The sequence below is a fragment of the Paraburkholderia sp. PGU19 genome (genome assembly GCF_013426915.1).
GTDB lineage: Bacteria > Pseudomonadota > Gammaproteobacteria > Burkholderiales > Burkholderiaceae > Paraburkholderia.
On sequence record NZ_AP023180.1, the window covers coordinates 1,158,350 to 1,175,218 of the forward strand.

The 16,869-nt window shown below is 60.2% G+C and carries 10 protein-coding genes, 2 tRNA genes and 3 rRNA genes; 3 read left to right on the forward strand and 12 right to left on the reverse strand.

All coding sequences use genetic code 11. The features are described from left to right. The first annotated feature begins 227 nt into the window (after positions 1–227). Genes H1204_RS22750 through H1204_RS22760 form a run of 3 tightly spaced genes read left to right on the forward strand, consistent with a single transcriptional unit; the run spans position 228 to position 3,857 of the window. Positions 228–1,517, forward strand: coding sequence for an LssY C-terminal domain-containing protein (locus tag H1204_RS22750; protein WP_180733009.1), 1,290 nt, complete (start codon positions 228–230; stop codon positions 1,515–1,517). Beyond that, positions 1,514–2,767 carry an LssY C-terminal domain-containing protein gene (locus H1204_RS22755; RefSeq protein WP_180733010.1) on the forward strand — a complete coding sequence of 418 codons (1,254 nt, stop codon included), beginning with the start codon at positions 1,514–1,516 and terminating at the stop codon, positions 2,765–2,767. Before H1204_RS22750 ends, H1204_RS22755 begins: the two co-directional genes overlap by 4 nt. Further along, on the forward strand, positions 2,754–3,857 hold the full coding sequence (locus H1204_RS22760) for a hypothetical protein (RefSeq protein ID WP_180733011.1): 1,104 nt from the start codon (positions 2,754–2,756) through the stop codon (positions 3,855–3,857). Before H1204_RS22755 ends, H1204_RS22760 begins: the two co-directional genes overlap by 14 nt. 182 nt (positions 3,858–4,039) lie before the next feature. On the opposite strand, the gene rrf is transcribed toward H1204_RS22760, so the two are convergent. From rrf to phnT, 12 genes are all read right to left on the reverse strand, one after another. After that, a 5S ribosomal RNA gene (gene rrf, locus H1204_RS22765) occupies positions 4,040–4,153 on the reverse strand. A 194-nt stretch (positions 4,154–4,347) separates the two neighbouring features. Next, positions 4,348–7,229: ribosomal RNA gene (locus tag H1204_RS22770) — 23S ribosomal RNA — on the reverse strand. 307 nt (positions 7,230–7,536) lie between these two features. After that, positions 7,537–7,612 (reverse strand) — tRNA-Ala (locus H1204_RS22775). A gap of 51 nt (positions 7,613–7,663) precedes the next feature. Continuing rightward, positions 7,664–7,740, reverse strand: a tRNA-Ile gene (locus H1204_RS22780). Between the two features lie 66 nt (positions 7,741–7,806). Then, positions 7,807–9,337 (reverse strand): 16S ribosomal RNA (locus H1204_RS22785). The 16S, 23S and 5S rRNA genes sit together here with 2 tRNA genes alongside, the layout of an rRNA operon. A gap of 493 nt (positions 9,338–9,830) precedes the next feature. Then, the gene (locus tag H1204_RS22790; protein WP_180733012.1) at positions 9,831–10,391 is read right to left on the reverse strand and encodes a phosphonate degradation HD-domain oxygenase; all 561 of its coding nucleotides are present in this window, start codon (positions 10,389–10,391) and stop codon (positions 9,831–9,833) included. Positions 10,392–10,395: 4 nt separating this feature from the next. After that, positions 10,396–11,853 (reverse strand): phosphonoacetaldehyde dehydrogenase, encoded by a 1,458-nt coding sequence (gene phnY, locus H1204_RS22795; RefSeq protein WP_180733013.1) that lies wholly within the window; start codon positions 11,851–11,853, stop codon positions 10,396–10,398. Then, complete coding sequence (phnA, locus tag H1204_RS22800; protein ID WP_180733014.1) at positions 11,850–13,109, reverse strand: phosphonoacetate hydrolase; 1,260 nt, start codon at positions 13,107–13,109, stop codon at positions 11,850–11,852. The genes phnY and phnA overlap by 4 nt, the downstream gene beginning before the upstream one ends. 54 nt (positions 13,110–13,163) lie before the next feature. Next, on the reverse strand, positions 13,164–13,907 hold the full coding sequence (locus H1204_RS22805; protein WP_180733015.1) for a phosphonate utilization associated transcriptional regulator: 744 nt from the start codon (positions 13,905–13,907) through the stop codon (positions 13,164–13,166). Between the two features lie 78 nt (positions 13,908–13,985). Then, positions 13,986–14,846, reverse strand: coding sequence for a 2-aminoethylphosphonate ABC transport system, membrane component PhnV (gene phnV / locus H1204_RS22810; protein ID WP_180733016.1), 861 nt, complete (start codon positions 14,844–14,846; stop codon positions 13,986–13,988). Next, entirely contained in the window at positions 14,846–15,781 is a 936-nt protein-coding gene (locus H1204_RS22815; RefSeq protein ID WP_180733017.1) for a 2-aminoethylphosphonate ABC transporter permease subunit, read from the reverse strand. Before H1204_RS22815 ends, phnV begins: the two co-directional genes overlap by 1 nt. Further along, a complete protein-coding gene (gene phnT, locus H1204_RS22820; protein WP_180733018.1) occupies positions 15,759–16,862 on the reverse strand; it encodes a 2-aminoethylphosphonate ABC transport system ATP-binding subunit PhnT in 1,104 nt (367 codons plus the stop codon). The genes H1204_RS22815 and phnT overlap by 23 nt, the downstream gene beginning before the upstream one ends. Positions 16,863–16,869 lie beyond the last annotated feature (7 nt).

A 16,869-nucleotide genomic window follows, 5' to 3' on the forward strand; every position in this document is an offset into this window, starting at 1 on the left:
TAATAAGCACGAATCATAGCCGCAGACTGTTCAATACGAGGGTGACTGCCGCCGGTGACGGAGTGGATCACTGGGTGTTCCTTTGCGGCGAAGTGGCAGTCCTGTCACTTACGTGGCTGGTTGTCCATGCAACGCACTATAATTTTCTTGCATTTCGCAAGGCAGGTCCGAAACCTCCAAAGACGGTAATTCAAATCTACGCTGACGCGCAGTGGTGAGGTGCTCCAATGAAGCGCATCGTGCTGCAAGTGCTGACGATAATTTTCACGGCCTGCCTGATATCTGGCTGCGCCGAAACCCCTACCACGACCGCTGAGCCCCATTACCAAAACCGCGCTGTCTCTCGCGCCGACGGCGACCTGCGTGTATCAACAGCGGTACTTTCATCAGATGAAAGCAGGGCTCTGTACGACGCCGAGCTCGCCAAAAGGAAAATTCAGCCCGTCTGGATTGAAGTCGAGAATAACGACAGTCGCAGCTATTTCCTGATGAGCCCTGGGCTCGATCCCAACTTCTTTCCGCCGTCGGAAGCAGCAGAAACGTTCGACAGTGACGCGACGCAGCAACAGCGCAGCGCACTCGACCAGCGCTTTACCGAACTCGCTTTCCGCAACCCGGTTCTGCCTGGGCAGACGGCATCCGGCTTCGTGCTGACCAACCTCAGCGAGGGCGCGAAGCTGGTCGAAGTAGATCTCGTCGCGAGCGGGCGGGCGCAGACGTTCTCGATCCTCACCGTCGTGCCCGGGTTCCAGGCCGACTACAAGACAAGCAACGTTTTCAAGCGTGCTGCTGACCCGGACGTTTCTGTCGTGGACTATACGGATGACGAGGCCTTCCGCTCGGCGCTCGAAGCCTTGCCATGCTGCGTGACCAACAAGGACGGTTCGAAGAATGGAGACCCCATCAACCTGGTGATCGTGGGCGGTCTCGACGACGCCTTTCCCGCGCTGGTGCGGCGCGGCTGGAGTCCGACCGAGCAGAAGTGGTCGGGCGCGATCTGGAAGATGGTGACGTCCGCGCTCTCCGGCGAACCCTACGTCAATGCGCCCGTGAGCGATCTCTATCTGTTCGGCCGCGCGCAGGATCTCGCGCTGCAAAAAGCACGTGACACCATCCACCAGCGCAACCATTTGCGGCTCTGGCTCGCCGCGATGCGCTACCACGGCAAACCCGTGTGGGTGGGTCAGATCAGCCGCGACATTGGCGTTCGCCTCACCTTTCATTCGCCGACGCTCACGACGCACAAGATCGACCCTGACGTGGACGAGGCGCGCACCGCCCTGACGGAAGACATGGCCTATTCGCAGAGCCTCGTGAAGCTTGGTCTCGTCGCGGGTGTGGGTGCTGCGCCGCAGAGCACGCCGCGCGAAAACCTGACAACCGATCCGTACTACACGGACGGCTATCGCCAGGTGCTCGTATTCGACCATGCGCCGAGATCGCTCGCGGAGATCGAGCTATTCCCCTGGGTCACCGATGACGCGTTCAGGGGGACATCGTCCGGAGGGAAACGATGAGCGTCGTGCGTGCCTTATGTCATGCGTTGAAGCGCGTGGTGTTCACGGCGAGCCTCGTGCTTGCAATCGCGGGCTGTTCGACATGGCAGGCCCCGCCGCATGTCGACGACGGGCCATTGCGCACGCGCGCCGTGAGCGCCACCAATCGCAATGTGCGCGTGAGCGCGGCCGTGCTGGGCAGTGACGACAACGTGCGCATGTTCGGTGTCGATATCGAGAAAACGCATGTGCAGTCTGTCTGGGTCGAAGTGCAGAATGGGACGTCGCAGGCGTTATGGCTGCTGCGTTCCGGTACGGATCCGGACTATTTCTCGCCGCATGAAGTCGCGTGGCCGTTTCATACCCTGATCGGCGGCGCAACGAATACGCAGATCGACGACTACTTCAGCAACCTCGGCTTCAAAAACCCGATACCGCCGGGAGAGACGCGCAGCGGCATTCTGTTCACGAACCCAGATCGCGTGACCAAGCTCGTCAATATCGATCTGTTCGGTAGTCAAACGCTGATCCCGTTCACTCTCTTTGCGCCCGTGCCGGGCGGCACGTCAGTCCAGCAATACGATCAGCTCTCCTTCGCCTATCCCGAGACTGCGATCACAGACTGCCCGGATCTCGCGTCGCTGCGGGCCGCGCTGGAACATCTGCCGTGCTGCGCCACCAGCGCGGATGGCCCCGTCAATGCCGATCCGCTGAACGCGGTGCTGGTCGGCAAGCTTACCGACATCGGGGCGGCGCTGGTACGGCGCAACTATCGACGCGACTTGCGCGGGTCCGACGCCGTGCAGAGAGTCTTCGGGCGGGAAGCGGACGCTGTCGGGCGCAAGCAGGCGCAGGGAGGCGCGCCCGCCACGTGGATACGCGCGTGGCTTACGCCGATCCGCTTTCAGGGGCAACCGGTCTATGTCGCGCAAGTCGGCCGCCCTGTTGGCGGACGCTTTGTACCGCGTGGCGAGGCACACCTCATCCTGCACGGTAATGTCGACGAAGCTCGCAACTTCCTGATCCAGGACCTGATGTACTCGGGTGGTCTCGACAGGCTCGGTTTCGTGTACGGTGTCGGCGAGGCGACGAAGACGCAGCCGCGGACGACGCTCGACAACCCGACCTACTACACGGATGGTTTGCGTGCAGTGATGTTCTTTGCGACGCGGCCTCTCAGTTTCTCGGATGTACAGCTTATCGACTGGGTGCCGTATCTTGAGCAGCGCGAGGCGATCCAACGCAAGGAAACGGGCGATGCAACCAAATGACCTGACCTTCGCTCGCCCGGCAGCGGCCGTGATGGCTGCGTGCGCCGCTCTCCTGTTCGGTGCATGCGCAACAAAACCGCTCGTCCCGTACTCCGCCGATACACCACCGCTGGTACTGGTTCCAGCATCGCAGGCCGGCGTGCGGGACGCGCGCGGGCGCTTTCGCGAGATCTATTGCGCCGTCCTCGAAGCGCACGGCACCGCACTGCCCGACTACCGGCCTTGTGATGACGCTCTGACACGCGTAGGTGCTGAGCCGCCCGGTAACGGCAAGCCGGTCGATCTGAAGCCGTCGCAAAGGCACCTCCTCGCTGCTGTCGTAGCAGGGATCGGGTACGACTGCTTCAGACCCTGGCTGAATACGCAAGGCACGGTCGTCGCGAATCTGCGCCAGTCCGGTTATGACGGAATGCTGATCGATGTCGATGCCCTTTCGGGTTCGGCGAATAACGCGCGGCAGATCCGCGACGCCATCATGGCCATGCCGCCTCCTGAAGGCGCGCCACGCGTCGTGCTGATCGGCTATTCGAAGGGCGCGCCCGACATTCTTGAAGCAGTGGTGGCCTATCCGGAAATCCGCAACCGTGTGGCGGCTGTAGTCAGCGCAGCGGGTGCGATAGGCGGGTCGCCACTCGCTAACGACGCGGAGCAATATCAGGCCGACCTGATGAGGCATTTCCCAGGCGCGACGTGCACACCGGGCGATGGGGGCGCGGTGCAGAGTCTGCGACCCGCCACGCGCAAGGCGTGGCTCGCGCAGCATCCGCTTCCGGGCGAACTGCGCTACTACTCGCTCGTGACGTTCCCGCAGCCGGAACGCATCTCGTCGATTCTGAAATCGAGCTATGACAAGCTCGCGCGTATCGATTCACGCAATGACAGCCAGGTCATCTTCTACGATCAGGTAATGCCCGGAAGTACGCTTCTTGGATATGTGAACGCCGATCACTGGGCGCTCGCCGTGCCCATCGCCCGGACGCATCCCACCATTGGCTCGTTGTTCGTCACGCAAAATGCCTATCCGCGCGAGGCGCTGACAGAGGCGATTCTGCGCTTCGTTGAAGAGGATCTGATGACGTCCTCGAAGTGAACGAAGACGTCACTATCGTTCGTCGGTAAAGACGAATTCTGGTTTGGTAGAGGGGATGTCGTGGAAGGTCGGCCATTGCGGCCCGGCCACGGCTGTTGCGATGTCGTGGCACGACGTTAAAAACGTGCGCTAGAAACGCCAAGACCCCGCTTTTGAGGGCGGGGTCTTGTCTTGGGTAAGGAGCCTGACGATTACCTACTTTCACACGGGCAATCCGCACTATCATCGGCGTGGAGTCGTTTCACGGTCCTGTTCGGGATGGGAAGGGGTGGTACCGACTCGCTATGGTCATCAGGCATGACGGGTTGCTGCGTCGCGGTTTGGGTCGCGCCACAGCCAATCTGGAAGAAGCGTAAAGAGGGTATGGGTTGTGTTGTTTCTGGCACAACACTGATCACTCAACCGTGTGCGTGTCCGTACTCCCTTCGGGAGTGGGATGCTCGTAAGTGCTGAAGCACTAACGATCATCGACACGAGACACACCTGTTATAGGATCAAGCCTTACGGGCAATTAGTATCAGTTAGCTTAACGCATTACTGCGCTTCCACACCTGACCTATCAACGTCCTGGTCTTGAACGACCCTTCAAGGGGCTCGAAGCCCCGGGGATATCTCATCTCAAGGCGAGTTTCCCGCTTAGATGCTTTCAGCGGTTATCTCTTCCGAACATAGCTACCCGGCGATGCCACTGGCGTGACAACCGGTACACCAGAGGTTCGTCCACTCCGGTCCTCTCGTACTAGGAGCAGCCCCCTTCAAATATCCAGCGCCCACGGCAGATAGGGACCAAACTGTCTCACGACGTTTTAAACCCAGCTCACGTACCTCTTTAAATGGCGAACAGCCATACCCTTGGGACCGGCTACAGCCCCAGGATGAGATGAGCCGACATCGAGGTGCCAAACACCGCCGTCGATATGAACTCTTGGGCGGTATCAGCCTGTTATCCCCAGAGTACCTTTTATCCGTTGAGCGATGGCCCTTCCATACAGAACCACCGGATCACTATGACCTGCTTTCGCACCTGCTCGACTTGTCGGTCTCGCAGTTAAGCACGCTTATGCCATTGCACTATCAGCACGATTTCCGACCGTACCTAGCGTACCTTCGTACTCCTCCGTTACACTTTGGGAGGAGACCGCCCCAGTCAAACTGCCCACCATGCACTGTCCCCGACCCGGATCACGGGCCAAGGTTAGAACCTCAAACAAACCAGGGTGGTATTTCAAGGACGGCTCCACGCAAACTGGCGTTCACGCTTCATAGCCTCCCACCTATCCTACACAGATCGGTTCAAAGTCCAATGCAAAGCTACAGTAAAGGTTCATGGGGTCTTTCCGTCTAGCCGCGGGGAGATTGCATCATCACAAACACTTCAACTTCGCTGAGTCTCGGGAGGAGACAGTGTGGCCATCGTTACGCCATTCGTGCAGGTCGGAACTTACCCGACAAGGAATTTCGCTACCTTAGGACCGTTATAGTTACGGCCGCCGTTTACCGGGACTTCAATCAAGAGCTTGCACCCCATCATTTAATCTTCCGGCACCGGGCAGGCGTCACACCCTATACGTCCACTTTCGTGTTTGCAGAGTGCTGTGTTTTTATTAAACAGTCGCAGCCACCAGTTTATTGCAACCCCTTCACCCTCACCCCGCAGGGGGCTCAAGCTACAGGGGCGTACCTTATCCCGAAGTTACGGTACCAATTTGCCGAGTTCCTTCTCCCGAGTTCTCTCAAGCGCCTTAGAATACTCATCTCGCCCACCTGTGTCGGTTTGCGGTACGGTCAATGTGAAACTGAAGCTTAGAGGCTTTTCCTGGAACCCCTTCCGATTGCTTCGCCCCCTAGAGAGCTCGCGCCACGCCCTTGAATTCCGTGCCCGGATTTGCCAGAGCACCTTCTCCAACGCAGCGACCGGGACTTCCAACACCCGGACAACCTTCCGCGATCCGTCCCCCCATCGCATTTCACACTGGTGCAGGAATATTGACCTGCTTCCCATCAGCTACGCATTTCTGCCTCGCCTTAGGGGCCGACTCACCCTACGCCGATGAACGTTGCGTAGGAAACCTTGGGCTTACGGCGAGGGGGCCTTTCACCCCCTTTATCGCTACTCATGTCAGCATTCGCACTTCCGATACCTCCAGCACGCTTTTCAACGCACCTTCGCAGGCTTACGGAACGCTCTCCTACCATGCGTGCAAAGCACGCATCCGCAGCTTCGGTATATGACTTAGCCCCGTTACATCTTCCGCGCAGGACGACTCGATCAGTGAGCTATTACGCTTTCTTTAAAGGGTGGCTGCTTCTAAGCCAACCTCCTGACTGTTTTAGCCTTCCCACTTCGTTTCCCACTTAGTCATATTTGGGGACCTTAGCTGGCGGTCTGGGTTGTTTCCCTCTTGACACCGGACGTTAGCACCCGATGTCTGTCTCCCGTGATTGCACTCTTCGGTATTCGGAGTTTGCTATGGCGAAGTAATCCGCAATGGACCCTTCAACCATGACAGTGCTCTACCCCCGAAGGTGATACACGAGGCACTACCTAAATAGTTTTCGGAGAGAACCAGCTATTTCCAGGTTTGTTTAGCCTTTCACCCCTATCCACAGCTCATCCCCTAACTTTTCAACGTTAGTGGGTTCGGACCTCCAGTACGTGTTACCGCACCTTCATCCTGGCCATGGATAGATCACCTGGTTTCGGGTCTACACCCAGCGACTGAATCGCCCTGTTCGGACTCGCTTTCGCTACGCCTGCCCTAATCGGTTAAGCTCGCCACTGAATGTAAGTCGCTGACCCATTATACAAAAGGTACGCCGTCACCCCTTGCGAGGCTCCGACTGTTTGTATGCATGCGGTTTCAGGATCTGTTTCACTCCCCTCCCGGGGTTCTTTTCGCCTTTCCCTCACGGTACTGGTTCACTATCGGTCGATCACGAGTATTTAGCCTTGGAGGATGGTCCCCCCATCTTCAGACAGGATTTCACGTGTCCCGCCCTACTTGTCGTACACCTAGTTCTTCCTCGCTGTTTTCGCCTACGGGGCTATCACCCACTATGGCCGCACTTTCCAGAGCGTTTGGCTAACAACGAAGATAAAGAGTACAGGCTGGTCCCATTTCGCTCGCCACTACTTTGGGAATCTCGGTTGATTTCTGTTCCTGCGGTTACTTAGATGTTTCAGTTCACCGCGTTCGCTTCACATGGCCTATGTATTCAGCCATGGATGACCCATACGGGCCGGGTTTCCCCATTCGGATATCGGTGGATCAAAGCTCGTTTGCCAGCTCCCCACCGCTTTTCGCAGGCTACCGCGTCCTTCATCGCCTGTGATCGCCAAGGCATCCACCACATGCACTTGTTCGCTTGACCCTATAACGGGTGTGTCTCTTCGTGTTGCCACGCCAGACTCACTCGCTACAGGTTGAGTATTCGCGTTGTGCCGTATTCCAGGTTCGTCTTTCGATGAACTCAAAAAATACATTGATACAATCACAACCCTGATTCACCTACTCACGCGCCCATCTCTAAGCACGCTTTCGTGAATCTCTTTACTACTTCTTCCTGATTGTTAAAGAACGACAGCCGATATAAAGCGCTATGCCTTACATCATTCGCTGACTGGCTCAATCGCCAATGCATAGCACTCGGTTCACACTGAACGCTAGGCATTGGGAATTGGTGGAGGATGACGGGATCGAACCGACGACCCCCTGCTTGCAAAGCAGGTGCTCTCCCAGCTGAGCTAATCCCCCAGTCACACAGTACACAGGGGGGTTTGCGATCAGCCACCGCAGACAAGACGCTGGTGGGTCTGGATGGATTCGAACCATCGACCCCCGCCTTATCAAGACGGTGCTCTAACCGACTGAGCTACAGACCCCTGAGCCTGTCTTCAATTAACAGCCGACAAGTGTGAGCGCTCAACTTGTGAAGCGCGAAGCTCTGGAAAGGAGGTGATCCAGCCGCACCTTCCGATACGGCTACCTTGTTACGACTTCACCCCAGTCATGAATCCTACCGTGGTGACCGTCCTCCTTGCGGTTAGACTAGCCACTTCTGGTAAAACCCACTCCCATGGTGTGACGGGCGGTGTGTACAAGACCCGGGAACGTATTCACCGCGGCATGCTGATCCGCGATTACTAGCGATTCCAGCTTCACGCAGTCGAGTTGCAGACTGCGATCCGGACTACGATCGGTTTTCTGGGATTGGCTCCACCTCGCGGCTTGGCAACCCTCTGTTCCGACCATTGTATGACGTGTGAAGCCCTACCCATAAGGGCCATGAGGACTTGACGTCATCCCCACCTTCCTCCGGTTTGTCACCGGCAGTCTCCCTAGAGTGCTCTTGCGTAGCAACTAGGGACAAGGGTTGCGCTCGTTGCGGGACTTAACCCAACATCTCACGACACGAGCTGACGACAGCCATGCAGCACCTGTGTTACGGCTCCCTTTCGGGCACTCCCACCTCTCAGCAGGATTCCGTACATGTCAAGGGTAGGTAAGGTTTTTCGCGTTGCATCGAATTAATCCACATCATCCACCGCTTGTGCGGGTCCCCGTCAATTCCTTTGAGTTTTAATCTTGCGACCGTACTCCCCAGGCGGTCAACTTCACGCGTTAGCTTCGTTACCAAGTCAATGAAGACCCGACAACTAGTTGACATCGTTTAGGGCGTGGACTACCAGGGTATCTAATCCTGTTTGCTCCCCACGCTTTCGTGCATGAGCGTCAGTATTGGCCCAGGGGGCTGCCTTCGCCATCGGTATTCCTCCACATCTCTACGCATTTCACTGCTACACGTGGAATTCTACCCCCCTCTGCCATACTCTAGCCCGCCAGTCACCAATGCAGTTCCCAGGTTAAGCCCGGGGATTTCACATCGGTCTTAGCGAACCGCCTGCGCACGCTTTACGCCCAGTAATTCCGATTAACGCTTGCACCCTACGTATTACCGCGGCTGCTGGCACGTAGTTAGCCGGTGCTTATTCTTCCGGTACCGTCATCCCGCCTCTGTATTAGAGAAGCGGTTTTCTTTCCGGACAAAAGTGCTTTACAACCCGAAGGCCTTCTTCACACACGCGGCATTGCTGGATCAGGGTTGCCCCCATTGTCCAAAATTCCCCACTGCTGCCTCCCGTAGGAGTCTGGGCCGTGTCTCAGTCCCAGTGTGGCTGGTCGTCCTCTCAGACCAGCTACAGATCGTCGCCTTGGTAGGCCTTTACCCCACCAACTAGCTAATCTGCCATCGGCCGCCCCTTGAGCGCGAGGTCCGAAGATCCCCCGCTTTCCTCCACAGAGCGTATGCGGTATTAATCCGGCTTTCGCCGGGCTATCCCCCACTCCAGGACACGTTCCGATGTATTACTCACCCGTTCGCCACTCGCCACCAGGATTGCTCCCGTGCTGCCGTTCGACTTGCATGTGTAAGGCATGCCGCCAGCGTTCAATCTGAGCCAGGATCAAACTCTTCAGTTCAAACCTGTTACTGTTTTTCGGGCTCTTTCGAACCCGGTCGCTCACTCAAAATCACTGACGAAAGTTTCGATTTCTCGAACCTTCCTCAATTACTTCTGTGTGAGACTCGATTACTTTCGCTATCCGGCGACCCGAAGATCACCGCGCGCTCGCCATCGAGCACCCACACTTATCGGCTGTTGATTGTTAAAGAACTTCCGCGGGAAGCGCCTTGCTTTCACCGCGTTGCTGCGTCAGCAGCAGAGAAACGAGATTATGAAGAACCTTTTTCGTTTCGTCAACCGGTTTTTTAACTTCCCAACCCGCCGACTCCACCGGAAAGCCCCGTCAATACTGGCTCTCCCGCCTTCCTTGTTTCATTCGCGCCGCGTTGGCCGCAGCGCGAAAGACCGGAATTCTAGACACTTGCCTGCGTGGTTGCAAGCGGTTTTTTGATGTGCGTAAAACGCATGACATAGGTGGCAAGTACACGCGGCCTGCCTACCGATCCAAGTCAAACGGCAGCATGCCGCTCCATCACACGCGACACGAGATTTAGATAGTGATCGAGATCCGGTGTCGCGCGATTCGCTTCTTTCGCCAGATCATCCCAGCGACGCAAGCGCAGCGCATCCTCGGCAAACGGCTTCTTCAGAAATGCCTGCGCCTCGACGTCACTGAATATGCCGCCCTGCAGCTCAAGACTGCGCACGGAATCCACCGACAACTTCCCAAAGTACGCTGCATCGATCGCGCACAGGCAGCGCTTCGCATCGACGTGCAGCCGAATCGGCTCCAGCACCGCTTCCGGCAGCACCGGCCGCAAGAACGGCAACGCAAAATATTGATGCAGATCGTCGATACCGCGCGCGGTCGGCGTCTCGCCCTGCCGGTTCAGCAGATGCCCGAGGTCATGCAGAAACGCCGCCGCAACCAGTTCTTCAGCAGCGCCTTCCGATTCCGCCAGCGCGCCACTTTGCAATGCATGCTCGAGCTGCGTCACCGGCTCGCCGCTATAGGCAAGCTGGCCGTGCGCTTCGAACAGTCCGCGAATGTCGTCGAGATTCAATGCCACAACATCACTCCCACGGAAGAGAAAAGGTTTTGAGATTCGTGAAGCTCTTCATCGCTTCCTGCACGCCTTCCTTGTATCCGAGCCCCGAATCCTTGATGCCGCCGAACGGCGTCAGCTCGACGCGATACCCCGGCACTTCCCACACGTTCACCGTGCCGACGCGCAGTTCGTTGATAAAGCGCGGAATCACATCCTGCCGGTTCGTGCATAGCCCGCACGACAAACCGAACGGCGTGCCATTGCTGATACGGATTGCGTCTTCGATCGTGTCGAAGGTGATGATCGGCGAGACGGGGCCGAACGTTTCCTCGCGGATCAGCGTCATCGACGGATCGACCTGATCGACCACCGTCGGCGCATACAGCGCGCCTTTGCGCTGGTTGCCCGTCAACAGGCGCGCGCCCTGCGCGACGGCCTCGTTCACGCGCGCTTCGAACAGCCGCGCCGCGTCGGCGTCGATGACAGTGCCCATCTGGTTCGACGTATCGAACGGATCGCCGTAGGTCCATTCGCGCGTCTTCTCGACGACCAGTTCCGTAAAGCGCGCAGCGATACTCTTCTGCACGATGATCCGCTTGACGGCCGTGCAGCGCTGCCCCGAGTTCTTGTACGAACCCTGCACGGCCAGCGTAGCCGCGCGCTCGATATCCGCGTCTTCGAGCACGATCAACGGATCGTTGCCGCCGAGTTCCAGCACGACGCGCCGGTAGCCCGCGCGCTCGGCGATATGCTTGCCGATCGCCACGCCGCCCGTAAACGTGACGAGTTCGGCGAGCGGATTCGTGATCAGTTCATCGGCGATTTCGCGCGGGTCGCCCGTCAGCACCTGCAGCATCGGCGCGGGCAAACCGGCTTCATACAGAACATCGGCGAGAAAGTAAGCCGACAGCGGCACCTTTTCCGAAGGCTTCAGGATCACGCGATTATTCGTCGCGATGGAAGGCGCGATCTTGTGCGCGACCTGGTTCATCGGGTGATTGAACGGCGTGATCGCGACGATCACGCCCGCGAGCGGATCACGCTGCGTGAACACGCGCCGCTTCTTGCCGTGCGGCGTCAGATCGCACGAGAAGCTCTGGCCGTCGTCACGCAAGGTTTCGATCGATGCGAACTTCAGCACGTCGGCGACACGGCCGATTTCATAACGCGAGTCCAGCTTCGACAAGCCCGATTCGAGCGAGATCAGATCCGACGCCGCTTCGAGCCGCTCACGCAGCAGGATGCCCGCGCGCTCGAGAATCTGCGAGCGCTCGTAACGCGAAAGTTTCGCTTGATAAGCGCCCGCGTATTCGAAAGCGGCGCGCACATCATCGACGCTCGCCATCGGCACCGTGCCGACGCGCAAGCCCGAATACGGATCGAACACATCGAGCGTACGTGTGCGACCCGCGCGCTCGCCCTTCAGACGCAGCGCTTCCGCACGAAACGCGGGATGGTCGTTGGACTGCAGGATTGCGTTCATGAGGCCGCCACATGGTTTAACGCAAGGTCGAACACGTCGAAATTGCGCAGACGCTTGCCTGCGACACGTGATTCGTCGATGCGTCGATTGAAGATCAGCGGCACCACCTGCTCCGAGATGCCGCCATGCGAACGCAGCGGCACGGTCAAACCCGACAGGTCATGTTCATCGCGGCGCGTGCCGAGCGCCGTATTCTTCTTGCTGACGACGACGATGTCGCCCACGCGGTCGTTCGGCAACTCGAAGCGCTCGCACGCCGCCTGGTTGTCGAGCACGACCTCGATGTCCTTCAAGCCAGCAAGACGTTCGATCACCTGGCGCGCGTTCGCGTCGGGCGGCAGATAGATCGTCGCGAACGAACCGAGCGCGCCGTGATGCACGACGTAGGGATCGGTGATCGGCAGAATCACGCGGGCCGCGCGCGCGCCAAGCCATTCGTCCATCACGTCCTGCAGATAGATCACGTTCGGCTCGCCCGTCTGCGCATCGTGCTTCGCGTTCATGCCGTGGTCGGCGGTGAGGCCGATCACCCAGCCGAGCGCGTCGAGTTGCGCCAGATAGCCGTCCATCATTGCGTAGAACGCGTTCGCGCCTTCCGTGCCGGGCGCCCACTTGTGCTGGATATAGTCAGTGGTCGACAGATACATCAGGCCGAGCTTGCGCGTCTGCGCGAGCCGCACGCCCGCCGCGAAAACGAACTCGGAAAGATCCGCGCTGTACACGTCGGGCACGGGCAGACCAACCAGTCCGAGCACGTCGTCGATTCCGTTCTCGTCGAGCGTCACCTTGTCGGCCTTCTCCGCCGAGAAGCAGATGCCCGTCATCTTGTTGCCGAGCAGGCGGCGCAGCTTGTCTTTGGCCGTGACGACGGCGACGGCGGCACCCGCATCGGCGGCAGCGGCGAGCAGCGTCGGCGCGCGCAGGTAGGCGGGATCGTTCATCATCACTTCCGCGCCCTTGCCTTCGTTGGCCTGCGGGTCCCAGAAGTAGTTGCCGCAAATGCCATGCACGGAAGGCGGCACGCCGCAGACGATGGACAGATTATTCGGGTTGGTGAACGACGGAATCACGCAGTCGGCCTTGAACGCCGCGCCGTCGCGCAACATCTTGCCGATAAAGGGCGCAACGCCCGCGTTCACGGCCGCTTCCAGATAGTCGTACTCGCAGCCGTCGACACACACGACTACCGTCGGCTTGACGGGCAGCAGGTAGCTGCGGCCATTCACTTCAACATTACGTTCGGATTGGATTGCCATTGCACTCTTCCCTACGCGTCGTCGACGCGTGTTCTTGATTCGTTCCGCCTCTGTTCAGGCGAGCAGCGCGCTCAACCCGTCATTGCCGTCGTCCGTTCCGTTTGACGCGCGCGGCTCGACGGCCTCATGCGCGCGCTGCCTGCCGCCGTCCACGTGCGCGAGCATCAGTTGCGCGGCTTCGTCCGCATTGCGCGCAGCGAGCGCCGAGAGAATCGCGCGATGCTCGGCGAGAGAACGCTCCATCGCATCACCCCGCACGCCCAGCGCAGCGCGCCGGAACAGACTCAACTCACCCACCAGCCTGCGATACGTCTCGTACAGCTTGCCGTTGCCCGCCGTCGCGACGATCGCATCGTGAAACGCGACGTTCGCGCGCGAATACGCGTCGTGATCGCCGGCATCGAGCGCGGCGCGCATTGCGTCGACATGCGCGCGCAGCGCCGCCAGTTGCGTGGCATCGATACGCGGCGCCAGCATCCGGCACGCCGCCTCTTCGAGTACGGCGCGCACTGCGTAGATCTCGTCGGCTTCCGCCAGCGACACGGTCCGCACGAACACGCCACGGTTCTTTTCGTTGCGCACCAGCCCTGCCTGCTCCAATGCGCGAAACGCCTCACGCACCGGCCCGCGCGACACCTGCAGACGCGCGGCCCAATCCGTTTCATTCAGCTTGTCGCCGGGCGCCAGCTTGCCGTCGACGATGTGCCGTTCGATCTCGTCGCGCACCAGCGCCGTCAACGAATGCCGCCTGACCACGTCGATCCGGTCGCCCGAGTCAATTTCCATATTTTCGGTCATTTCGACAATATTTGCCACATTTACATGCGTGGTGTGCTGGCTTGGCACACCTCACGAAAAATCAGGAAACGTTGACGATCAGTCCACGCGGCGACGCGGCACGCGGGCGGCAATCAGCATCAGCGCAGCGAGCGATGCAATCAGCAGAATCAGCGACAGCGCCGACGCCGGTAGGTAATAGCCGCGCTCGACCTGTCCGACGACGACGATCGGCACCGTCGCGAAACCCGGCGGATAAACGGTGAGCGTGGCGCCCAGTTCACCGAGCGACAGCGCGAAGCCGAGCGCGAGCGACGCGCGGATAGCGGGCACCAGTTGCGGCAGCACGACCCGGCGCAGCACCATCGACGGCGGCGCACCGAGGCTCGCAGCCGCCTCGCGCAATACGGTCAGTTCGGGTCGCAACGCAGCCGCCGCGCAGCGATAGCAGAATGGAAGCACCAGTGCCAGCTGCACGAATACGACGATGGCAGCGGAACTCGACAGATCGACTGGCTTCTTGTGATACGCGATCAGCACGGCCAGACCAAGCACGACGCTCGGCACGCCGTTGGGCACCATCGCGATCGTATCGACGAGCGCGCCGAGGCCGCGCCGGTCGCGCCCTTCGAGCGCGAGCGCGAGCCACAGGCCCAGAATCGTGCCGAGGATCGCGACGCCGAAGCCGATCTGCAAGCTGGTCACGAGCGCATCGAAATCGCTGCCGCCGAGCCGCTCGAACCAGCGCATGCTGAAGCCGTCAGGCAGGATCGTGCCCGACCAGTGCGCGGCGACGCTCGACAGCGCGACCACGATCACGGGCAGCACGAACAGCCAGAAGCACAACAGCGCGGCGAACGCCATGAACAGCCCGCCCGCGACGCGCGCGACGAATCCGTGTTGAACGGGCCGCGCGCGATGCTGCACGGCGGGCAGCACAGTTTGATCGAGATCGGACATTACTTCGCTCCCCTCACCTTGCGCTTGTTGACCTGGCGGTATAGCGCATACAACGACAGCGACATCGCCAGCATCACGACGGCGCCCGCGGCAGCCGTCGGCAGGTCGAGATCGACGGTGGCCGAGCTGTAGATCGCCACGGGCAGCGTGATCAGATGCGCGCTGCCGAGCACGAGCAGAATGCCGAACTCGTTGAGCGTCAGCAGAAAACACAGGATCGTGCCTGCCGCGATGCCTGGCCACGCGAGCGGCAAGATTACGCGAAACGCGACCATCCAGCCGTTCGCGCCGAGACTGCGCGCGGCTTCAATCAGACGCATGTCGAGCATCGCGAACGACGCAAGTGTTGGACGCACGACGAACGGCGCGTAGAACACCACTTCCGCGAGAATCACGCCGCCGATGCCGAACAGGAAATCGAGCGGCGGCGCTTCGAGATGGAAGAGCCGTTGCAGCCCGATGCTGACGGAGCCTTGCGAGCCGTACAGAAAGATCAGCGTGAACGCGACGAGGAACGACGGGAACGCGACGAACAGTTCCAGAAACCGCGTGACGAGGCGCGCGCCCGGAAACGGCTTGAAGAACAGCAGCGACGCGAGCGCGACACCGAGCAGCGATGCGAGCCCGGCGCTGGCGAACAGAATCCACAGCGTCGTGCCGATCACGCCGCTCGTTTCGGGGTTCTGGAAGAACGTCGAGTACGCGTGAAAGCTCAATCCATGCTCGCCCGACAGGCTCAGCAACACGAGCCGCACAAGCGGATAAATCACGAGCGGGCCGAGCACGAAGACGGCGAGAAACGCCAGATGCGCTTGCGACAGGCGCTCGCGCCGCCGCTTTGCCGCCGCGTGCGAGGCGGCCGTCGCAGCGCGGCGTGCGTCAGCCGCTTGCGCGAGCGCGTCGGGACGGGCGTCAGGGCTGAATAAGGACGACATCGTCTGCCTCGTAACGCAAGGAAATCCGCGCGCCCTTCTCGGGCGTCATGCCCGTGCCGCGCTGCATCGACACCTGCACGGGTTCGTTCGGCATCGCGTCGAGGGCGACTTGCACGGCCAGCACCGAGCCGTACCATTCGACCGTCGAAATCGTGCCGTGCAACTGACCTTCGCCAAGCGGCACGATACGCATCGCCTCGGGACGCAGACACGCGACACGCTCGCGCTCGCTGTAACGCACGTCGCCGAGTGCGAACGCGACGCTCGGCGGCAGCAGATTGGCCGCGCCGAGATAGCGCGCGACGAACGCGTCGTTGGGCTGGTCGTATAGTTCCTGCGGCGTGCCGAGCTGCGCGATCTGGCCTTCGCGCATCAGCAGCGTGCGGTCGGACAGCACGAGCGCGTCGTCCTGGTCATGCGTCACGCAGACGATGGTCAGATTCGGCAGGCGCTCATGCAGCGCCTTCAGTTCGGAACGCACCGACGCACGCAGATTGGCGTCGAGCGCGGAAAGCGGTTCGTCGAGCAGCAACACATCCGGCTCGATCACGAGCGCACGCGCGAGCGCCACGCGCTGCTGCATGCCGCCCGACAGTTGCGCGGGCATCACGTGGCCGGCGTCGCCGAGCTGCACGAGCTTCAGCGCGTCGGCGACACGCCGCGCGATTTCTTTGGTCGAGATCCGGCGCGCGCGCAAACCGAACGCGACGTTCTCGAACACGGACAAATGCGGGAACAGAGCATAGCTCTGGAACAGCAGGCCCAGATTGCGCTTGTGCGGCGGCATATGCGTGAGGTCGCGGCCCGCGACTGTCAACGTGCCTGCAAGGCCGTCCGCCTCGATGAAACCGGCGATGAAGCGCAGCAACGTCGTCTTGCCGCAGCCGCTGCGGCCGAGCACGGTCAACAGTTCGCCGCGCTCGATCGTCAGCGACAGATCGTCGAGCACCGTGCGCGAGCCGAAGCGCACAGTCAGATGTTCGATCTGCACGCCGCCGGGCGCGCCCGTCTGCGCGACGCCTTGCGCGCGCGGCGTGGCGTCCAGCGCGCCCGAACCAGCAAGAGTCGTTACTGTATTCACCGGGTCC